We start from the raw sequence: 19,873 nt of genomic DNA on the forward strand, positions 1-19,873 counted from the left end.
TAGGTGTCGAACTAGTGGCGCTCCAGGCTCGGCGCGAACTCGCTGACCCACTTGCCCGCGACGTCGGCCCCCGTCTGCGCGACGAAGGCGGGGTTGGCCTCGACGATGCGGTAGTCGACGGCGCGCCCGCCCTCGAACCTCATCTCGATGATGCAGAACCCGACCTCGATGCTCTCGAACAGGGTGCGGTAACGGGCGTCGCTTTCCCGCAGGGCGGCATCGGCGAGGGTGCGTTCGGTGACGTCGTGGCCTTCCACGAAGATGCCCTCGACCCGACCGTCCGCGCCCGCGACCGGCTGGTAGACGAAGTCGAGGTAGCGCTCCGTGACCGGTCCGCCCGGGCCGTCCGGCAGGGCGAGCCTCGCGCCGGTCGCCCGATGGGGCCGGCCGGTCCGGAAGACCTCGTCGAGCAGGTCGACGTAGCCCTGGGCGGCGGCCTCGGGCAACGCCTCGGCCACGGTGCGTCCGACCACGTAGCGCCCGCCCACGGCGCGTTGGTAGGCGGCGTTCGTCAGGGTGAAGCGGTGCTCGGCCCCGCCGAGCAGGGCGATGAAGCTCGGGGCCTGCTCGAACATCTGCGCGAGGGATGCCGAGTGCCCTCGCAGGAGGCGGACCTCCGCTTCGAGTTGCTCGCGGGACATCGTCCCAGGGTCCGGTCGCGTTGCATTCATAAGGGCTGGCTTGGTGTCGGCCGACGGCAAGGGGGGCCGAGGGCGGATATGGAATCGGCTTCCGGCTGAACCGTTCGGCGGCTTGTCGGATGCGCGGATCGTCCCGTACCGCGGCGTCGCTACCGGAACGCCGCGGTACGGGGATCCTCGTCAGGACGCGCTGATCGGGCCGGGCGGCTGCGGTGCCGGCGGCTCCGACGGGGAATCCCCCTCGGGCGGGGCCGGGTCCGGCGGTGGGTCGCCGATGGGCGGCAACGGCTCCTCCCCAGGGCGCGGCGTATCGGATTGCATGCTTGTCCCCCCTCGTCGGCCGGTATGGCGACGGTCAACAACGCGCGTAGGCCGCCGTGGGTGCGCCCCTGGCCGACGCTTTCCACGGTTCGGTGGCGGCTCAGCCGAAGGTCAGCGCCAACCGCTCCCTCAGGGCCTTGCGCAGCGCCCGGCTGAGGTCGGCGACCGAGTACGGCTTGCCCAGCAGGGGGAAGCCGTCGGTGCCCTCGGAGGCCAGGACGTGGCTGTACCCGGAGGTCAGCACGACCGGCAGGTAGGGCCAGCGCCGCCGGATCTCCCGGGCGAGGTCGACCCCGTTCATGCCGGGCATCACCACGTCCGAGAAGACCACCTCGAACCGCTGGCCGGACGCCTCGATCTCGGCCAGGGCCGCCTGCGCCTCCTTCACCCACACGGCCTGGTAGCCGAGCTCGACGAGCGCCTGCGTCGCGAAGGAACCGACCTCCACGTTGTCCTCGACCACCAGGACCGGCGTCCCGTGTCCTTCCGCCAACGGTCCCGGATCGTCCGGCACGGCTTCGCATGCCTCGGTGTCGGCGGCGCGCGGCAGGTACAGGGTGAAGGTCGTCCCGACGCCGACATCGCTGTCGACCGCGACGTCACCGCCCGACTGCTTGGCGAAGCCGAACACCTGGCTGAGGCCGAGGCCGGTGCCGTGCCCGACGCCCTTCGTCGTGAAGAACGGCTCGAAGATGCGCTCCAGCAGGTCCGCATCGATGCCCGCGCCGGTGTCCGAAACCGACACCGCCACGAAGTCGCCCGGCACGGCCGCGTGCGCCCGCAGGGCCGGGATGCGGTCGGCCCGCCGGACCGCGATGCGCAGACGCCCCTCGCCCTGCATCGCGTCGCGGGCGTTCACGACGAGGTTCACCAGCGCCGTGTCGAACTGGCTCGGGTCGGCGTCGACGTGGCAGGGAAGCGGCCGGCCGAGCCCGTCCGAGCCGGCACCGGTGTCCGTCTGGACGCGGATGCGCGCGCCGGTCAGCGTGCGGACCATGTCGGCGATGGCGGCCACCGACTGCGAGGCATCGAAGACGGTCGGGCGCAACGCCTGCCGACGCGCGAAGGACAGCAACTGGCTGGTCAGCCTGGCGGCCCGGTCGACCGTGTCGGAGATGGCGTCGACGTAGCGGACCCGGCGCTCGTCCGCGAGGTTCGGTCGCTTGAGTAGGTCGGTCGAGGACTTGATGACGGTCAGCAGGTTGTTGAAATCATGCGCCACGCCGCCGGTGAGCTGCCCGACCGCCTCCATCTTCTGCGATTGCCGCAACTGCTCCTCAAGCGCCCTGCGCTCGGTCACGTCCCGGCCGGTGGCGTGGAAGCGGTTCCCCTGCGGGATGGCGTTCCACGAGATCCAGCGATGCCCGCCGTCCGCGGTCCCGAACCGGACGTCGAGGTCGGAGACGTGCCGGCCCGCCCGCAGCGCCTCGAAGGCATGCGTCGCGGCCTCCCAGTCTTCGGCGTGCACGAGGGTGTCGATCCGGACGCCGACCAGGCCGCCGGCCGGCCAACCGAGCAGGTCGGTCCAGGCCGGGTTGACGGCGCGGCAGGTGCCGTCGAGGTCGCACACCACGAGGAGGTCGCGGCTCGTCCGCCAGACCAGGTCGCGCTCGACCGTCCTGTCCCGGTCCCGCGCCTCGCGCCGTGCCTCGCCCTCCTGCCGGGCGGCGGCGTCCTCAAACAGCACCGCGACGCGGCGCTGCGCCTCGTCGCCGACGCGGACCGCGTGGACGTCGAACTCGCGTCCCTGCGGCGAGGCGGCGCCCCGGAACCGGGCGTCGCGCCCGGTCCGTACGACGTCGCCGAACGCGTCCAGCCAGTGATGCCCGTGCCCGGGCTCAAGCTCGCTCATCCACCGGCCCGTCGCGGCCGCGAGGCCGGATTGGCGTTCGAAGGCGGCGTTGATCTCGACGAAGCGGTAGTCCTCGGCCCGGCCCTCCGCGCCGAAGCGCAACTCGACGATGCAGAAGCCGGCCTCGCCGTCCTCCAGCAGGCTGTGGAACGAGGCGCCCTGCTGGACGGCGCGCCCCTCCGGCTCGCGGAACCGGGTCAGGTCGAGCTGGCTGCCGAAGAAGAACAGGAGTTCTCCGTGAGGCCCGAAGACCGGGCTGACGTAGAGCTCGTTGACGAAGGTGCTGCCGTCGCGCCGGTAGTTCAGCAACTCCACCACCACGTCCCGGCGGGCGGCGACCGCTTGCCGGATGCGGTCGACGTGGGCCGGGTCGGTCTCCGGACCCTGGAGGAAGCGGCAGTTCCGCCCGATCAGCTCCTCGGCCGCGTAGCCGGAGAGTTCCAGGAAGGCGCGGTTGGCGAAGACGATGGGGTTGTCCGGCAGGTTCGGGTCGGTGACGATCATCGCCATCCGCGTCTTGTCGGCGGCGGTGAACAGCAGGTCGGACCTGAGGGTCCCGACGCCGGCCCCGCTCGCCGTGGAGGGGGCATCCGGTTCGCGGCCTGCGCGCAGGCGGGAGTTCTCCGCCAGCAACTCGCTCTCGCGCCCGCGCAGCCGCGCGACCTCCCCCCGAAGATCCTCGTCGCTCATGCCCCGGTCTCTAACCACCGTTCGTGCGGAGGCCAACGCCATCGGGGGCGCCGGGCCGGAAGTCGGGTGCGTCCTTTGGTCTGGCCGAGGCCGGAGCGGCCGAGAATTTCGTCGGCATCATCGTCCCCCGGCCCTGGCCGCCTCGGCCCGGTCGACGGCGTCGCGGAAGCGGCTCTCCAGGAACGGCCGCTCGACAAAGGGCACGTGGCTGGGCAGGTCCCCGGGCCGCGGTGTTACCTGCGCCGACACGACGACGACGGCCACGTCCGGCCGGCGACGGATGACCTCGCGCGCCAGCGCCAGGCCGTCCATCCGCCCCGGCATGCGCACGTCGGTCACCACCAGCGCGACCCCGTCGTCGAGCCGTTCCAGGGCCTGGGCGGCGTTGTGCGCCTCGACCACGGCGTAGCCCTCCGCCTCCAGGAGATCGCGGACCTCCAGGCGGAACAGCATCTCGTCCTCGACCACCAGGGCCGTCTTCGCGTTCGGGGCATCGGTCATGGCAGGCGGCAACGGCCCGCCCGGCCCTTCGTTGCGCCGCACCGTCAAGCGACCGCCTGGAAATCGGCCAACGACGCCTCGACGACACACACGACCCCCTCCGGCCGGTAGTCGAGGGAGAGGCTGGCGTTGACCTGCGCCGTCAGCCCGCGCTCGATCAGCCGCGACCCGAACCCCTTTCGCGATGGCGGCACGACCGGCGGGCCGCCGCGCTCGGTCCAGGCGATGCGCAGGCGCGGCGCCTCCTCCGGCCCGACCAGCGAGGCCGTCACGGCCACCGTCCCGCCGGGCACCGACAGGGCCCCGTACTTGACCGCGTTCGTCGTCAGCTCGTGCAGCGTCAGGGCGAGGGACAGCGCGGCCTTGCCGCCGATCTCGACGTCCGGCCCCTCGAACGCGACGCGCCGACCGGCCGATTCCTGAACGCCCACGCCCTCCCGGACCACCGCGGCCAGGGATGCGCTCTCGGCGGCGCCCCCGAGGAGCACGTCGTGAGCCTTGCCCAGCGCGACCAGCCGGCTTCCCAGGACCTCCCGCGCCGCGTCCATGTCGGTGGCGCCGCGCAGGGTCGAGGCGGCGATGGCCTGCACCATCGCCAGCAGGTTCTTCATCCGGTGCGAGAGCTCCTGGTTGAGGAGGTCCTGCCGTTCCTCGGCCCGGCGGCGGGCATCGATGTCGGCGACCGCGACGACCGCGCCGACGACCGTGCCCGCCTCGTCGCGCATCGGTACGCCGACGATCTCGACCCACAATCGCGTGCCGTCGCCACGCTGGTACGCGCAGCGCATCTCGTCGTGTTCGATGCCTTCTCGGATGATGCGGCTGAGCGGGTACTCGGCGGCCTCGACCGGCCGGCCGTCCTCATGGAAGGCGACCCACTCGCCGTAGCTCTCGGCGTCGGCCGAGGGCAGGACGGGATGGCGGAAGATCTCCTCCAGCCGGCGGTTGCCGGCGACGATCCGGCCCGACGGCGCCTCCGCGAACAGGATGCCAACGGGCACGGTGTCCAGCACGGCGCGCAGCGTCGCCTCGCTCGCCTGCAGGGCCTGACGGGCGCGGTGCTGGTCCGTGAGATCGCGCGTGACGGTGCCGTAGCCGAGCTTGCGCCCGTTGGCGTCGCGCACGGGAAAGAGGTTGTACAGGACCGGGACCGCAGCCCCGGTGACCACGTGGCGGAAGTGCAGTTCGCCTTCCCAGAAGCCGTCCCGCTCGACCGCCGGCAGCACCTCGTCGAGGACACGCGTGCGCTCCTCCGGCACGAAGTAGTCCACGATGGGCATCGCCCGGGCCGCGGCGAGGTCGGGCAGGCCGATGAGGCGCCGACCGGCCTCGTTGACGAAGTCGACGCTCCCGTCGGGGGCGGCCAGGCCGATGAAGTCCTGGCTCTGCTCGACCAGGGCGGCGAGGCGGCGCGTCTCGGCATCGGCCCGGCGCTGGTCGCCGACGTCGGCCACCACGGTCACCGCGGCCTGGATCGCGCCGTCGGCGTCGCGCACCGGACCGCTCGACACCTCCAGGAGGCGCACCTCGCCCGTCGCGGCGTTGCGGTAGCGCATCTCCTCGCCGCGCACCGTCTCGCCCTTCCGCAGGGCGCGCAGGGTCGGGTACTCGGCCGGCTCGTACCTTTGACCGTCCGGGTGCAGGGCGCCGTAGGAGACGTAACGGGCGTCGCCCTCCGTCCCAAGCCCATGGCCGAGGATCTCCTCGGCCTTGGCGTTCAACGATGACGGCATGCCGGCCTCGACCCCGGCGATGGAGATGCCGACGGGGGCCTGTCGAAAGATCGCCTCCAGCAAGCCGCGCTCAAGCCCTAGGCGGCGCTCGCTCTCCCGCATGGCGTCCTCGGCCCGCTTGCGCTCGGTCAGGTCGAGCATCGCGCCGATCATTCGGCAAGCCCGGCCCTCCGCGTCGCGCATGACGTGGCCGCGGTCGAGAACGTTGGCGTAGGACCCGTCCGCCCGCCGGAATCGGTACTCGTCCGTCCAGGTCGTACCGACGCCATCGATGACCGCGTGGATGGAGGCATCGATGCGGGAACGATCCTCGGGATGGATCTGCGCGATCCACCAGTCGCCGGTCGGCTCGACCGTCGCGGGCGCATGGCCGTACGCCTCGGTCAGGGCCTCGTTCCACAGGACGTGCCCGGTGGCGAGGTTCCAGTCCCAGATCGCGTCGTTCGTGGCCCGGGCCGCCAGCCGGTAACGGTCCTGGCTTTCCTGGAGGCGTGCGGCGGCCTCCTTCTGCTCCGTCCGGTCGCGCAGCATCTTCACGAAGCCGATGGCGGCGCCGGCCTCGTCGCGCAGCACCATCATCTCGCCGTTGGCCCAGAAGCGCTCGCCGTCGCGGCGCAGGTGCCAGCGCTCGTCGATGCCGGTGCCCTTCTCCAGGGCCGACTGCATCTCCATGGCCGGGATGCCGTCGCGCCGGTCCTCCGGCGTGAAGAAGGCGTCGGCGGTCTCGCCGCACATCTCCTCGGGGCGCCACCCGAGGATACGGGTCGCGCCGGCGTTCCAGTCGGTGACCTTGCCGTCGAGGTCGAGCAGGATGATGGCGTAGTCCTGCGCGCTGTCGAACACGGCGCGGCGCCGGTACTCGGTCAGGGCTGCCGCCCGGTTGGCGGCACGCTCGCCGGCCTCGGCAAGGCCGGAGGCGACGGAACCGGCAAGGACGCCGAGAACCTGCAGGTCCTCCCCGGCGAAGGCGTCCGGGCGGCTCGATTGCAGCTTCAGGACCCCGACCACGACACCGCCGCGGCGGACGGGCACCAGCATGCACGAGCGCTGTCGTAGCCGCTCGGCCAGTTCAGGCTCGACCCGGTCATCGCACAGGACGTCGGGGACGAGGAGCGGGACGCCTTCACGGTAGCAGGCACCCGCGAGGCTTCCCCGGAGCGGGACGCGAAGCCCGAGGTGCGTCGCGAGGCTCTCCGTCACGGCGCGATAGACGAGGGAATCCCCCTCGCGGATCTCGACCGTGCCGGCCTCGGCGGCGGGGACGGCGCGCATCGCGCCCGCGAGCACCGCCCGGAAGCTCTCGTCGAGGTCGCCGCCCGCCGCCGCGACGCCGGCCAGGGTCACCGCGACAGCCTCGCCCTGGCGCCCGGCGCGGTCCCGGTCCGACAGGGAGCGGCGCAGCAGGAGCTGGTCCATGACCTGCCGGGCGAGCGCCTCAAGGTCCCCGACCTGTTCCGGCGAGAGGCCCGCCGGGCGCGGGGCGTGGTCGATCACGCACAGGCTGCCGAGCACCTGCCCCTCGGGCGTGCGCAGGGGTGCGCCGGCGTAGAAGCGCAGGCGTGGCTCGCCGGTCACCAGCGGGTTGGCGCGGGTGCGCGGGTCGCGGGTCAGGTCGGGGATCTGCAGGACGCCCGGTTCCGTGAGGACGAACTTGCACACCGAGCGGTCTAGGTCGGTCTCGCAGGGCGGGAAGCCCACGCGCGCCTTGAACCACTGGCGGTCGCGGTCGACCAGGCTGACCAGCGCCACCGGCGCGCCGCAGAGGCGGCGTGCGAGATGGACGATGTCGTCGAACCCGCGCTCGGGGGGGGTGTCGAGGATGTCGAACGCGGCGAGCGCGGCCAGCCGCGCGTCCTCCTCGACCCGGGCGGGACGCAAGACCTGGTTCACGGGGTCGCGTCCTTCACGAGCGCGGACGGGGGGCGCAGCCGTTCCGGGTCGCCGATGTCGACGGCGATGATGCGGCCGCCCGGGGCATAGACCGCTCCCATCACTTCCTCGAAATGCCGCCGGACCGCGGCGTGGCACTCGCACGAGCCAGCCTCGGCGCGCTCCCGGTCCGGGAGGGTGATACGTCCGTGGCCGATGACGATGAGGCCGTCGCGCTGCATGCGCCCGAGCACCTCGGTCAGGTAGGCGCGACGCACCCCGAGCATGTCGGCCAGGAGTTCGTGGGTGACCGGCAGTTCGGGCGTGCCGACCCGGTCCTGCAGGGTCAGGAGCCAGCGCAGGCAGCGGCGCTCGATGGTGTGGGCGGCGTTGCAGGCGACCGACTGCAGCACCTGCGCCAACAGGCAGTCGGCGTAGCGGACGAACAGGTCGCGGATGCCCTTCGATGCCTGCTTGGCCTCGGACAGGCGAGCGGCGTCGATCCGGATGACCGGTCCGCCGACCTGGACGACCGCCTGCCCGAACGCCGGCAGGTACCCGTGACTGACGACGCCTCCCATGGCGCCCTCGCGGCCGACCGTGGCGGTCTCGACCGACTTCCCGTCCATGAGCGGCACCACCAAGGTGACGACGCATCGCTGGGCGGGGAAGGTGACGTGGCTGACGTCGTCCCCAGCGCGGAACAGGACGTCGCCACGTCGGACCTCGCGGCGCTCGGCGTGGGGCGCGAGCAGGGCGCGGTCGCCCGCGTCGAGGGCTTCGAGCAGCAGGTTGCCGTCGATGGCGGGCGAAGGTCGTAGGGTCACGGGGGATGGTCGCGGCGTTAGCGGTCGGGTTGTCCACTAGCGGACTTCCTGGCGCAAAGATGTCCGATACCTGACAACCGGAAGGAAGTTTTGTCCTTTCGCCCACGGTCGTGGTGAAGGAGGGATCATACCGGTACGAAATGACCCTGGCGGCGTTAGGGAGGGCATGCCGGTCGTTGCCCGGCGGCAGGGAGTTCAGCGTATGCCGACGGACGTGACGGACGCCGCGAAGCCACCGGCCCAGGTGCCACCGCCCCTCGTGCCCGGCCTGCGTGGCCTCCTGACCCTTGCGGTCGGTGTCGTGCTCGTGGAGGCCCTGTACTACGGGCGGGAGGTGTTCATCCCCCTCGTACTGGCGGTGCTCCTCAGCTTCGTCCTGGGTCCGGTGGTCAACCTGCTGCGAAAGGCGAGGCTAGGCCGCGTGCCCTCCGTCATCGTCGCGGTCCTCCTGGCCCTCGGGGTCATCGGCGGGATCGGGGCCGTCATCGGCACACAGGTCGCGGGCCTCGCGGGCAACCTGCCGCAGTACCAAGCGACCGTGCAGAAGAAGTTCGCCGGGTTGCAGGAGGGCTGGCTGGGCGAGGCCAACCGGGTCATCGCGAAGTTCAGTCACCAGGTCGAGACCGCGACGCAGAAGGCCGACGCTTCCGGCACCGCAGCGGCGACGGGTCCCGCCGGGGACACGCCCAAGGCGCAGTTGGTGCGCATCCAGGAGCCCGAGATCTCGCCCCTGGAACTCGCCAGGAAGGTGCTCGGCCCGGTCTTCGAGCCGTTGACGACGGTCGGCATTGTGCTGGTCGTCGTCGTGTTCCTGCTCCTGCAGCGCGAGGACCTGCGCAACCGCATGATCCGGCTGTTCGGGTCGAGCGACCTCCACCGCACCACGGTCGCCATGGACGACGCGGCGAAGCGGCTGGGGACCTACTTCCTGGCGCAATTGGGCATGAACGCCGCCTTCGGCGTCATCGTCGGAATAGGCCTCTGGTTCATCGGCGTGCCCAACCCGCTCCTGTGGGGCGTCTTCTCGGCGCTGATGCGGTTCATCCCCTACATCGGCGCCTTCGTCTCCGGGATCTTCCCGGTCGCCCTCGCAGCGGCGGTCGATCCGGGGTGGTCGATGGTCATCGCGACCGCCGCCCTTTTCATGGTCGCCGAGCCCCTGTTCGGTCAGGTTGTGGAGCCGCTGCTCTACGGGCACTCCACTGGTCTCTCGCCCTTCGCGGTCATCGTCTCGACCCTGTTCTGGGGCTTCCTGTGGGGACCCATCGGCCTGATCCTGGCCACGCCGTTCACGGTCTGCCTCGTCGTGCTCGGCCGCCACGTCGACAGCCTGGAGTTCCTCGACATCCTGCTCGGCGACCGGGCGGCCCTGACCCCGGTGGAGAACTTCTACCAGCGCATGCTGGCCGGCGACCCCGACGAGGTGCGCGACCTCGCCGAGGGCATGCTCAAGGACCGGTCGCTGTCGTCCTACTACGACGAGGTCGCGCTCAAGGGCCTGCAACTCGCCGCCAACGACTACGCCCGGGGCGTCGTGACGCCGACGCAGCTTGAGAACATCCGCTCGTCGTCGCGCTCCCTCGTCGAGGACTTCGAGGACCACGAGGACGCCGAGCCCAGCATCGACGGCAAGGCCGCGAGCCCGGCAGACACCCCGACGCTGGCCGAGCGGAGCCATCCGAAGACCGAGGCCGTGCCCGGCCAAGCGCCCCGGCGCGAGGAACTTCCCGAGGCGTGGCGGAGCGAGGCCCCCGTCCTTTGCCTCGCCGGCCGCGGCCCCCTGGACGAGGCGTCGTCGGCGATGCTGGCGCAACTGCTGCGCAAGCACGGGCTCGGCGCCCGCGTCGTGCCCCATGCCGCGGCGTCCCGCGAGGGCATCCGCGAGCTCGACGTCACCGGCGTGGCGATGATCTGCGTGTCCTACCTCGACATCGCCGGCAACCCCTCGCACCTGCGCTACCTGCTGGAGCGGTTGAGGCGCCGCGCCCCGGGCGTCCCGGTCCTGGTGGGCCTTTGGCCGGTCGGCGAGAAGGTCCTTACCGACGCCGCCGTGGGACGCGAGGTCGGCGCCGACGCCTACGTGTCCTCGCTGCGGGATGCGGTCGAGGCCTGCCTCAGGACCGCCGAGGGGAAAGGAAACCCGGACCGGGAAGCCGCCTGACCGAATCTTGAAGTCGGTTCGAGGCTCCCCGGCATAGTTGCGGCAGAGGCATGCCCCATCGTCGAGGTCATCGTCTGGGGACGGGCTTCGGACTTCACTTCCACGGGACCGGGCCCGGAGCCGCCGTAATCGCGTGGCAACCGGGCCGGGGCGAGGATTTGGTAACCATTATCCCGTCCTGCCTCATCCAGGTTCGTCGCGGGGAAGCCGGTGTTCGGGACGTTCGTGGGGAAACGTGGGATCGCCGCCGCCGCGGCCCTCTCGCTCATGGCCGGTTGCGCCGGGCGCCCGACCGGCGTGCTGCTTCCCGTCGCGGCCGTGGAGACCGTCCCCGGCACGTCGCGCGTCGACATGCTGGTCGCGACCACGCGCAAATCCGCCGCCGACCGGGGCGTGCTGTTCTCGGGCGAGCGCGGCGACGCCGTGACCTACACGGACCTTTCCGTTTCCATCCCGCCCGACGGCACCCGCCAGCCCGGCTCGGTGCAGTGGCCCAAGACCCTCCCCGGGAACCCGGCGACCGACTTCGTCGCCCTCCGGGTCGAGCCGGTCGAGCGCGCCAAGGTCCCCAGCTGGACCGGCCGGGCCGTCCGGCGCGGGGCCAAGCGCCACGTGCTGGTCTTCGTGCACGGCTACAACAACAAGTTCGAGGACGCCGTCTTCCGCTTCGCGCAGATCGTCCACGATTCCGGGGCGGAGGTCGCCCCGGTGCTGTTCACGTGGCCCTCCAAGGGCTCGGTCCTCGCCTACGGGTATGACCGGGAGAGCACCAACTTCTCCCGCAACGGCCTGGAGACGCTGCTGCGCGACCTCGCCCGCGACCCGAACGTCGGCGAGGTCACGGTTCTGGCCCACTCCATGGGGAACTGGCTGACCCTGGAGAGCCTGCGCCAGATGGCCATCCGCGACCGGCGCGTGGCGCCCAAGATCCGCAACGTCATCCTCGCCGCCCCGGACGTCGACATGGATCTCGCCCGCGAGGCGTTTCGCGACATGGGTCCGAACCGGCCGCGGCTGACCCTGATGGTGTCCGGCGACGACCAGGCCCTGGCGGTGTCGCGGCTGGTCTGGGGCGACAGCGTGCGGCTGGGCGCCATCGACCCGAACGTCGAGCCCTACCGGTCCGAGCTTGAGCGCCAGAACATCGGCGTCCTGAACCTCTCGACGGTAAAGGGCGACGACCCGCTGAACCACGGCAAGTTCGCCTCCGGGGACGTCGTCGCCCTGTTAGGCAAGCGTCTCGCGGACGGTCAGCCGATCTCCGATGGGCAGGTCGGCTTCGGGGACAAGCTGGTGAGCACGGCGGCCGGGGCCGCCTCGACTGTGGCGACCGGCGCGGCCTTGGCGGTTGCGGCCCCGGTCGCCCTCGTCGATCCGCAGACGCGCGAGACTTACGGTGAGCACCTGTCAAACGTCGGATCCGGCCTCCGGGACACGGTCGGCTCAACGGTCGATTTGGCCGGCGCGCCGGTGAGGGCCATGACCGGCGGCCGCTAAGCCGGCAAAGCCACGGGCAACGTTGAAGCCGGGGTTCCGGCACGGGGGAATGGACGATGGCGCGTCGGGTCGGGTTGGCCGTTTTGGTCGGGATTTCGGCATGGTCGGGCGCCGCCCAGGCCCAGGGGCTGGAACGCGGGGCGCAGGAAGGCGCCAACCGCGGCGAGATGATCGCCGGTCCCCTGGGCGCCGTCGTCGGCGGTGCGGTCGGTGCGGCGGTCGGCACGGCCAACGGCATCCTCGGCATCGACCGGCGTGAGCGCTTCCGCGTCTACGCCACGGGCGAGCGACGTCCGTCCTTCGCCTATCCGGGCACCCTGAAGGTCGGGACCGTCCTCCCCGAGGACGGGGTCGTCTATTACGACGTACCCCCCGAGTTCGCCCTGCCGAACTACAACTACACTGTGGTGAACGACCACCCGGTGCTGGTGGACCCGCGCACGCGCCGGGTCGTCGAGGTCATCGACTAGGGTGCCGGCCGGCGCGGCGAGCCGGCTCGCCCGGTACCCCGCTCCTCATGATGGCCGAGCGCCCTAGCCCACGGCTGGGACGGCGAGGGATAGTCAGCCGGAGGCATTTCGGGGTGCCGACCGTTCCAGGCATTGGGCGCTCGGGGTCCTCACCGAACCCTCAGGAACCGCGCCGTTCAGCCGGGGCTTTCCCCTCAACCCTGGGGCGGGCCCGGGCGAAAAAGGAACGCCATGTCCACGGATACCGAAAAGCACCGCGAGTTGCTGGGCGCGCTGCGGGATGCCCAGGGCAAGGGCGACGGCAGCTTCGAAAAGGCCGTGACCGCTGCCTTCGAGCATGTCTTCGAACACCTCGGGCGCCTCAACGACCACGTCGCTCTCGGCGGCCCTGATGGCGGCGACCCCCATCTTAAGCCCGGCGAATCCCCAACCCTTCGATAAGGGCCGGGCCCCGCATAGCAGGTGCGATCCGGCCCGAAGGCTCAAGGTCTCATCGAGGCACCTTCGCCCGGCGTCGGTTCGGCGCCTGCCGCGCCCGGCTCGGGTCCCTGGGCGGAGGAAGGGGGGCTGGCCCTGTTGATGTCCACGAGCGCGCCGATCATGCCCAGCAGCGCCCGACGCTCTGGCGCCCCGTGCCCGGTCGAGAGGAACGTCATTAGGTCGCTCCGGGACGGCGTACCGCCCGAGGGGCCGTTAGGTTCGTGTTAGACGAACACATCCTCTGCGTTTTCCCCACGACAGAGGAACCGGCGGTCGCCGTTGGACGAGGCGTATATTTGGGTTCGGAGGACGGTCATGATCTCGGGCCTGGGACAAAGCCCATGTCGTGTCGGGGGACGCGTACCGGCGGTTCAATTTCTTCCGGCCCGCCGTGCTCCCGTGCCCGGCATGCGTGAACGGAGCGACGTCGGGGTCTTACCGGAAAACCTCGCGCGACCGACGACGCGCCGGTGCGCGGACGCGGACGCGGACGCCCTCGACTTGCCTCGCGCACCCGTACGCCCGCGATGCGCGAGCCGTTAACGCTTGGGTGGGCGCTCCCTTCCAGGCGAAGCGCCCGGCAGAGCGGGTGGCCGGCGGTATGGTGATGGGCCGGACCGCCATAGGGGGCGCTTAATGGGCCACACCATGCTGATGTCACGGCCACCGCATTCAAGGCCACTTCGCCTTCCAAGCGGATTTCACCATCCAAGCAAACAGTGGAATCTGCAGGGTGGATGATCCGAAACGAGGCACACTGAGATGAGGCCCCGGGCCGCAACAAAGGTCTGCTTCCTCGTTTCTACTGCTGAAAGCGGTCGTTCCGCTCTCGGCCAGCCCTGGTCGTTCATGGCTGATCAGACCGCCGGTAAGCAGACCTTCCGAAGGTCCAAGGAGGGTCGAGACCGGACGGATGGCTTCGCGCGGTTGAACGTCCGCTACCGGGCGTCCAGCCAACTTCTGCTCATGGCGCGTTCCGGACCGGGGCAACCGGACGGCGCTTTGACGCACGGCCGTGCGTGTCGAGGGACTGTCAGGCCGGCTACATTCCGAACAACCCCTTCTACCTGTGCCTAGCCCCAGGTGCAGACAACGACCGCTCCGCCACCCACGCCGCCTACCCTCCCGACCGTAGGCCACCGCCGGCCCCTTCCGGCCGCCGACCGCGGTCCGGATAGCCGGCGCTGCCCAACGCCGCTCTCACCCAGCCACCGTTCATCCATCCGCCCCGCCCGGGAACCCCGTCTCGGCCGCACCCCCGCGGCTGCTACGAGGCCCCCGACCATGGACGTCACCATCCCCCTGCCGCCGCCCGCCACCGGCGGCCTTCATGCCCCCCGCGGCATCCCCGCCGCCCTCGCCGACACCGCCCGCGCCGTCCTCGACCCCTCCGGCCTCGGCGCACCCCCGCTCCACCTGCCCCTCATCCCGGAGACCACACGCCGCCGTCACCACGTGTTCGTTCCCGCCGATCACCGCTTCAAGGCCGCTGCCCGCTTCCTCCAAGCCCTCTGGCGCGAGGACCGCGGCCTGCCGATCGGCACCCATCTCGACCGCGCCAACCCGCACCGCGTCCGCCGCCTCGGCTCGCGCATCTCCCTTGCCACTGGACGTACCGGCGGTAACTTCATGACGCCCAACATCGCCGCCACCGCCGCCCGCGCGCTGGCCTACCGCGAGCCGGGCGCCGCCTACGACATCAGCCGCCTGCGCACGAACCTACTGTCCTCGCAGCCGCTCGCATTCAACCTGTTCGCACCCCTTGCCACTGACCCAGCGCTCGCCACCCGGCTCATCGCCGAACTCGTACCCACCGCGCAGCTCGCCACCGTCACCGACATCCTGTTCGAGCACAGCCCCGGCCGCGGCGACCCACGCTTCACCGCCGATCGCACCGCCTTCGACGTCGTCATTCGCGGCACCACTGCGACCGGTGCCCGGGCACTGATCTGCGTCGAGGTAAAGTACAGCGAGGCTGGCCACGACGCGGCGCCCCCGCCCCACCCGCGGCACGCCGAGATTGCGCGGACGACGCCCGGCCTCTTCACTGCCCCTGACGACCCGACGCTGACCGGCCCCACCTGCCAGCAGCTCTACCGCCAGCACTGCCTCGCGAGCGCCATGCTCACCGCCGGCCTCGCCGACACGGCCACGCTGGCCTTCATCGCCCCGGCGCACAACCACCTCGCACACGCATCGGCCGCGACTTACAACCGCCAGCTCACAAACCCAGGCGCAGGCCCAATTCCGTTCGTCCCACTAAAGCTTGAGCACGCATTTACTGCGCTGGCCGCCGCCGGTCTCCCAGACCACGCCCGCGCCCTCCACTCCCGCTACACCGACTGGTGGCTTCTCGACGGTGAGCTCGAGCTCGCGATGACGGCCACTTCGGCAGACGCGCCGATGCCGAACATCGCAACGGTGCCACCCGCACAAACCGACGCCCCCCTCGTTGCCAACCCTGCCACCCGCAAACGGCGGCAGCGCTCCAGATCCGCAACTCGCACACGCACGGCCGCCTGACGCACACCGTGGAGTTTGACACGAGACAGCCCAGTCCGGCAGCAACACCATGCCGCCGGCCTGGGCGCTTCTGGTCCACATCCGCGCGACACTGGAAGCACGCGCGGCAGCGACCCACCGACATCCGCAAATCCCCCGGTTCTGCCCAGTTCGCACCCCGAGCAAGTGTTTGAAAGTTGAGAGCCATAGCCCCGTCGGTTCCGCGCACAAACGGGCTAATACGCGACTGGCGAGCTGCAGCTCGCCTAACGCACTATAGGCGCCTTTCACTGCAGCGCCGTCGCTGCCTACAGCCTGCAGAGCGCCTGTTCATATGGCCGCTTTAGTGCTTTTAAGATCGCGACGGATGACCAGATCTGGCCGGAAGCGGCTGGTCCGTTTCGGAGAAGATTTGTGAGAAAGGCGGACCGACCCCTACCGACCCATGGCAATCATCCCGGCGTGAGTGGTGTTAGCCTGAAGGCGGTCGGCGGCACGGCGCAGCCACCCATCGGCCAAGGTCCTTCGCGCCGAACTTCAACCTGTCACGTGAGGCGAGGCGCGGTCCCGCTCGCGTAGCCCGACAGGTCAGGTTGCACGGGGGACGGGTCGAACAGCTTGGTCGACAGCCTCTGAACCACAGGAGTGTTCGCCGCCCGCAGCACCCGGTGGAGGAGCCAGATGCCCGCGCGGCTGCGCGGATGCATCAGCCGCGGGACGATCCTCGGGATGCGGTGGACCTGTTCGGCCATCGGACGCATCGTTCGCTCGTAGGCCGCGAACGCCGCGGCCACGTCGTCCGCATGCGCCAACTCGCCGGCCAGGACGTAGGCGCCCGTGACGGCGAGCGTCGTGCCGATGCCACCGATGGGCGTCGCGCACCATGCGGCATCGCCGGTGAGGACGACGCGGCCCCGCGACAGGCGGGGCATCCGCACCTGTCGGAGCACCTCGAAGTAGAAGTCGTCGGTGTCCGCCATCGCGGCGAGGATGCGAGGCGTCTCCCAGCCCGCGTCCGCGAACCGCTCGCGCAGGTAGGCCTTCTGCCGGGCGGCGTCCCATGTCTGCTCGCCGCCCGGCGGCTGGTGGAGCATCAGCATCGCCCGCGTCGTGCCGTGCCGGTCGGGGCGCAGGGAGACGCTGCGGCCGCCGGGCGCATTGTACCAGCGCCACATCCGGTCGTCGGTCGCCGTGCGCGGGATGGTGAAGTAGGCGATGGCGAGATTCATCCAGCGCGGCGCGTTCTCGCCCGGGAAGACCAGATCGCGGGTCGACGCGCCCACCCCTTCGGCCACGACTACGGCATCGAAGCGCTCGGAGCGGCCAGAGGCGAAGTGGACGGTCGCGGCCCTCTCATCCTGCTCGACGCGCTCCACGTGGTCGCCGAAGCGGAAATCGGCGTGCTGGCGGGCGGGTTCGTAGAGGAGACGGGCGAGGTCGCCGCGCAGGATCTCCATCTCGGCGGTCGGCCCGTCGCCCCCGAGTTCCGCGGTGACGGCCTTGGCGGCGACGCGGCCGTGCCGGTCGACCCAGGCGGTGCCCTCCTCGCCGGTGCCGTGCTCCAGCGCGGCCCGCTCCAAGCCCATGCGGCGCAGAACCTCGCGCCCGACGCCCCGGACGTCGACGTTCTGGCCTCCGTCGCGGAAGGCAGGCGCGCGTTCGACCACGGTGACGTCGAACCCCTGTCGGCCCAGCAGGCCGGCCACGGCGTTGCCGGCGACGCTCGCGCCGGTGATCAAGATGCGACGGGCCAAGGCATATCCTCTCTCGCGTGACACCCACGGAGTACGTCGCCGGGCGTCATAGGTTCATGCCAGTCCCTGAACGTTTCTCTGGGTGCCCCCGTGGGCGATTAGCCCGCGTTCGCGTTGTCCCGGACGACAGCCGCGGACCGAAAACGATGACCACGCCCAAGCCCCGCCTCGTCGGCCTAAACCACATCGCGCTCGAAGTCGGCGACATCGAGGAGGCTTTGCGCTTCTACGGCGCCGTGTTTTCGTTCGCGCTAAGGGGCACGCACGAGGACGATGCGGGCCGCACGGTCATGGCCTTCCTCGACATGGGCGACCAGTTCATTGCCCTGATCACCGGGAGAGAACAGTCGGCGGATAAAAACAGGCATTTCGGGCTTGTCGTCGACGATAGGAGCCAAGTCATGGCCCTCGCCGAGGCGGCCGGAGCCAAGGTCCTTGATCGGCCTTTCAACTTCTCCGACCCGTGGGGCAATCACATCGAGATCGTCGCCTACGCCGACGTCCAGTTCTCCAAGACGGCTGAGGTCCTTCACGGCATGGGACTCTACCTCGACAAGAGCGACGAAGCTCGCGAGGAGCTTCGCCGTAAATTGTCTCAGGCCAAGGCGCCCGGTGGTGCCGGTTGAGAAGGCTCGCCATCCGCGCTTTGCCCTCGCGGCAAGTAATGAATATGGCCCCCTGAAGCGGAAGGCATAGCGAGTTTCGATAGCCGCTATCTGGTGCTTTCAGGTCACGTGCGACCGGCGGCTACTGAGATTCACGTGTCGAGCAGGTAGGGAACGAAGATCTCGTCCGCCGTAAAATGGTGATAGGTGAGACCCTGCTCATGGTGGTAGCGCAGCACGGCATCAATGGCAGCCCGGTTCGCGGCCATGCCGTAGGGCCACCAGTCGCCGCCGAGGAGTTCCCGGTCGCGCGCGAGCAACCCTGTCAGCCACGGCACCATCACGGCCATGTTGTTGAAGGTCATGCCGTGCGCCAGTTCCTCGGCCGCGACGGCCTTGGCCTCGCAGAAGCCGTGGTAGACCGCCTTCACCAACTCCGGCTCCCGCTCGGCCAGTTCGCGCGTGACGACCACGGCGTGCATGATCGGGAAGATGCCGGTGCGCCGGTAATAGTCGCGCTCGACGACCGCGTGGTCGGAAAAGAGGCGCCGGACCTTCGGCGAGCCTTCGAGGATGCAACTCGGGATGTCGGCCGAGATCAACACGTCGATCTCGCCCTGCTCCAGCAGGGCGCCAAGGTCGGTGCCCCTCGGCGCCCTCGTCACCTCGACGTCGGCCGGATGCGGCCATGGCACGAAGTCGATGGGATCCATCGGAAAGTCGATGCCGCCCACGATCCAGCGGTTGCACTCGGGTCGGAAGCCGTGCTCGTCCGAGAGGATGCCCTTCGGCGTCACACCCGCATCGTGGCCGTAGAGCGCAAGCTCCCCGATGGTGCGACCGACGAGGTCCTCCGGCCGTTCGACGCCGCTCGCCGCATTCACGTAGATGGCCGAGTGGCGGAAGCAGCGGTTTGGGAAGACAGGTAGCGCGAGGAAAGGCGAGGGTCCGGCTGCGAAGGTGCGGAGGAAGTAGGTCAGGCCGAGCTCGGACACGTCGTAGGCGCGCCGACGGATCATGTCTTTGAAGATCTCGGTGACGATCCGGGACGTATGGAAGCGCGGCCGCACGCCTTCCATGGCGATCCGGCCGTCGACGAGGGCGCGGGTGCGGTCGTAGTTCCAGAAAGCGATGTCGAGGGTTCTGTCGCTCATGGGGAGCCCCCTTTCCAATAGCCATACCCAACATAGTAAATGTGTTTACTAATGGGAAGGATGCGGCCTTCGAAGGGCTTTGCCGGTCACCGGGAATGCGTCAGGAACAGGCATGCTCGCCGACGCTCGAACCCTCCGCGACCTCTTCGAGAACGAGACCCTCGGGGCGCCCGAGAATGCCGTCGGCTTCGTGCTGTGGCGGGTCGTGCATCGCTACGTGCGCGAAATCGACCGTACCCTCGAACCGGCCGGTCTGACCCACCTGCAGTTCACGGTGCTGGCCATGGCTGCCTGGATGCGGCGCAACGGTGAGCCCGTCACCCAGGTGGCGCTGTCGCGGTTCGGCGACATCCACCCGATGCAGGTCTCGCAAGTCCTGAAGACGCTTCAGGCCAAGGACCTCGTGGCGCGACCGCGCAGCCCTCAGGATACGCGCGCCAGGCTGGTCGAGGTGACGGCGGCAGGCGTCGCGGCCCTCAAGCAGGCCATGCCGGTCGCGATCGCCGTGCAGGAACGCCTGTTCGGAGCGGAGGGTCGGCCGGGCGGCCGGCTTCTGGCCGCCCTGCTGCCCATCGACAGCCGGGACGATGACCGAGATCCGCCGCCCAAGTGAACCAGGGCAACGCCATCGCAGCAGCCGAATTCGCTCAGGGCTCAGGGTGCTGTTGTCGCCGCTTCGCGCATGCAAGCCCTTGTCGGACAGGGCGCAATGCGGCCAGCCTCGATCTGGCCAGAAGCCACTGGTCGGCTTGGGAGGGCAGGTCGGTCGCAAAGGCGGACAGACCTTCTGATGAGCCTGTGTGTCTCAACGCGCCG

General features: G+C 70.3%; 14 protein-coding genes. 7 read left to right on the plus strand and 7 right to left on the minus strand.

Annotated features, from left to right (window positions below):
* Positions 1–11: 11 nt before the first annotated feature.
* The 5 genes from ACLBX9_RS23700 to ACLBX9_RS23720 all read right to left on the minus strand — a co-directional run bounded on the left by ACLBX9_RS23700 (position 12) and on the right by ACLBX9_RS23720 (position 8,434).
* Positions 12–641: a PAS domain-containing protein gene (locus tag ACLBX9_RS23700; protein ID WP_447720652.1), complete on the minus strand. Its 630-nt coding sequence runs from the start codon at positions 639–641 to the stop codon at positions 12–14.
* A gap of 421 nt (positions 642–1,062) precedes the next feature.
* Complete coding sequence (locus ACLBX9_RS23705) at positions 1,063–3,504, minus strand: PAS domain S-box protein (RefSeq protein WP_447720653.1); 2,442 nt, start codon at positions 3,502–3,504, stop codon at positions 1,063–1,065.
* A gap of 117 nt (positions 3,505–3,621) precedes the next feature.
* Positions 3,622–4,005, minus strand: coding sequence for a response regulator (locus ACLBX9_RS23710; RefSeq protein WP_447715362.1), 384 nt, complete (start codon positions 4,003–4,005; stop codon positions 3,622–3,624).
* A gap of 44 nt (positions 4,006–4,049) precedes the next feature.
* Positions 4,050–7,628, minus strand: a complete 3,579-nt coding sequence (locus ACLBX9_RS23715) for a PAS domain S-box protein (protein ID WP_447720654.1) — start codon at positions 7,626–7,628, stop codon at positions 4,050–4,052.
* On the minus strand, positions 7,625–8,434 hold the full coding sequence (locus ACLBX9_RS23720; protein WP_447720655.1) for a Crp/Fnr family transcriptional regulator: 810 nt from the start codon (positions 8,432–8,434) through the stop codon (positions 7,625–7,627). The genes ACLBX9_RS23715 and ACLBX9_RS23720 overlap by 4 nt, the downstream gene beginning before the upstream one ends.
* Before the next feature lie 202 nt (positions 8,435–8,636).
* Between ACLBX9_RS23720 and ACLBX9_RS23725 the strand changes: the two genes are divergently transcribed.
* The 5 genes from ACLBX9_RS23725 (at position 8,637) to ACLBX9_RS23745 (ending at position 15,565) form a co-directional block, all read left to right on the plus strand.
* Entirely contained in the window at positions 8,637–10,595 is a 1,959-nt protein-coding gene (locus ACLBX9_RS23725; protein ID WP_447720656.1) for an AI-2E family transporter, read from the plus strand.
* Positions 10,596–10,862: 267 nt separating this feature from the next.
* Positions 10,863–12,092 (plus strand): alpha/beta hydrolase, encoded by a 1,230-nt coding sequence (locus ACLBX9_RS23730; RefSeq protein WP_447720688.1) that lies wholly within the window; start codon positions 10,863–10,865, stop codon positions 12,090–12,092.
* A gap of 56 nt (positions 12,093–12,148) precedes the next feature.
* Positions 12,149–12,562, plus strand: a complete 414-nt coding sequence (locus ACLBX9_RS23735) for a DUF1236 domain-containing protein (protein WP_447715365.1) — start codon at positions 12,149–12,151, stop codon at positions 12,560–12,562.
* A gap of 231 nt (positions 12,563–12,793) precedes the next feature.
* Entirely contained in the window at positions 12,794–13,003 is a 210-nt protein-coding gene (locus tag ACLBX9_RS23740) for a hypothetical protein (RefSeq protein WP_447715366.1), read from the plus strand.
* 1,323 nt (positions 13,004–14,326) lie between these two features.
* Positions 14,327–15,565, plus strand: coding sequence for a PGN_0703 family putative restriction endonuclease (locus ACLBX9_RS23745; protein WP_447720657.1), 1,239 nt, complete (start codon positions 14,327–14,329; stop codon positions 15,563–15,565).
* A 524-nt stretch (positions 15,566–16,089) separates the two neighbouring features.
* Here ACLBX9_RS23745 and ACLBX9_RS23750 read toward each other — a convergent pair.
* Positions 16,090–17,298, minus strand: coding sequence for an FAD-dependent monooxygenase (locus tag ACLBX9_RS23750; RefSeq protein WP_447720658.1), 1,209 nt, complete (start codon positions 17,296–17,298; stop codon positions 16,090–16,092).
* A 146-nt stretch (positions 17,299–17,444) separates the two neighbouring features.
* Here ACLBX9_RS23750 and ACLBX9_RS23755 point away from each other — a divergent pair, with 146 nt between their 5' ends.
* Positions 17,445–17,924 carry a VOC family protein gene (locus ACLBX9_RS23755; protein WP_447720659.1) on the plus strand — a complete coding sequence of 160 codons (480 nt, stop codon included), beginning with the start codon at positions 17,445–17,447 and terminating at the stop codon, positions 17,922–17,924.
* 131 nt (positions 17,925–18,055) lie between these two features.
* Here ACLBX9_RS23755 and ACLBX9_RS23760 read toward each other — a convergent pair whose 3' ends face one another.
* Complete coding sequence (locus ACLBX9_RS23760; protein ID WP_447720660.1) at positions 18,056–19,057, minus strand: hypothetical protein; 1,002 nt, start codon at positions 19,055–19,057, stop codon at positions 18,056–18,058.
* Between the two features lie 112 nt (positions 19,058–19,169).
* On the opposite strand from ACLBX9_RS23760, the gene ACLBX9_RS23765 reads away from it, so the two are divergent.
* Positions 19,170–19,670, plus strand: a complete 501-nt coding sequence (locus ACLBX9_RS23765; protein ID WP_447720661.1) for a MarR family winged helix-turn-helix transcriptional regulator — start codon at positions 19,170–19,172, stop codon at positions 19,668–19,670.
* Positions 19,671–19,873 lie beyond the last annotated feature (203 nt).

It is taken from the genome of Methylobacterium sp. A49B (assembly GCF_053346215.1).

Excerpts from the sequence above, each read along its gene's own strand:
- ACLBX9_RS23700 (WP_447720652.1), bottom strand. The coding sequence starts at position 641 with ATGTCCCGCGAGCAACTCGAAGCGGAGGTCCGCCTCCTGCGAGGGCAC.
- ACLBX9_RS23705 (WP_447720653.1), bottom strand. The coding sequence starts at position 3,504 with ATGAGCGACGAGGATCTTCGGGGGGAGGTCGCGCGGCTGCGCGGGCGC.
- ACLBX9_RS23710 (WP_447715362.1), bottom strand. The coding sequence starts at position 4,005 with ATGACCGATGCCCCGAACGCGAAGACGGCCCTGGTGGTCGAGGACGAG.
- ACLBX9_RS23725 (WP_447720656.1), top strand. The coding sequence starts at position 8,637 with ATGCCGACGGACGTGACGGACGCCGCGAAGCCACCGGCCCAGGTGCCA.
- ACLBX9_RS23730 (WP_447720688.1), top strand. The coding sequence starts at position 10,863 with ATGGCCGGTTGCGCCGGGCGCCCGACCGGCGTGCTGCTTCCCGTCGCG.
- ACLBX9_RS23735 (WP_447715365.1), top strand. The coding sequence starts at position 12,149 with ATGGCGCGTCGGGTCGGGTTGGCCGTTTTGGTCGGGATTTCGGCATGG.
- ACLBX9_RS23740 (WP_447715366.1), top strand. The coding sequence starts at position 12,794 with ATGTCCACGGATACCGAAAAGCACCGCGAGTTGCTGGGCGCGCTGCGG.
- ACLBX9_RS23745 (WP_447720657.1), top strand. The coding sequence starts at position 14,327 with ATGGACGTCACCATCCCCCTGCCGCCGCCCGCCACCGGCGGCCTTCAT.
- ACLBX9_RS23755 (WP_447720659.1), top strand. The coding sequence starts at position 17,445 with ATGACCACGCCCAAGCCCCGCCTCGTCGGCCTAAACCACATCGCGCTC.
- ACLBX9_RS23760 (WP_447720660.1), bottom strand. The coding sequence starts at position 19,057 with ATGAGCGACAGAACCCTCGACATCGCTTTCTGGAACTACGACCGCACC.
- ACLBX9_RS23765 (WP_447720661.1), top strand. The coding sequence starts at position 19,170 with ATGCTCGCCGACGCTCGAACCCTCCGCGACCTCTTCGAGAACGAGACC.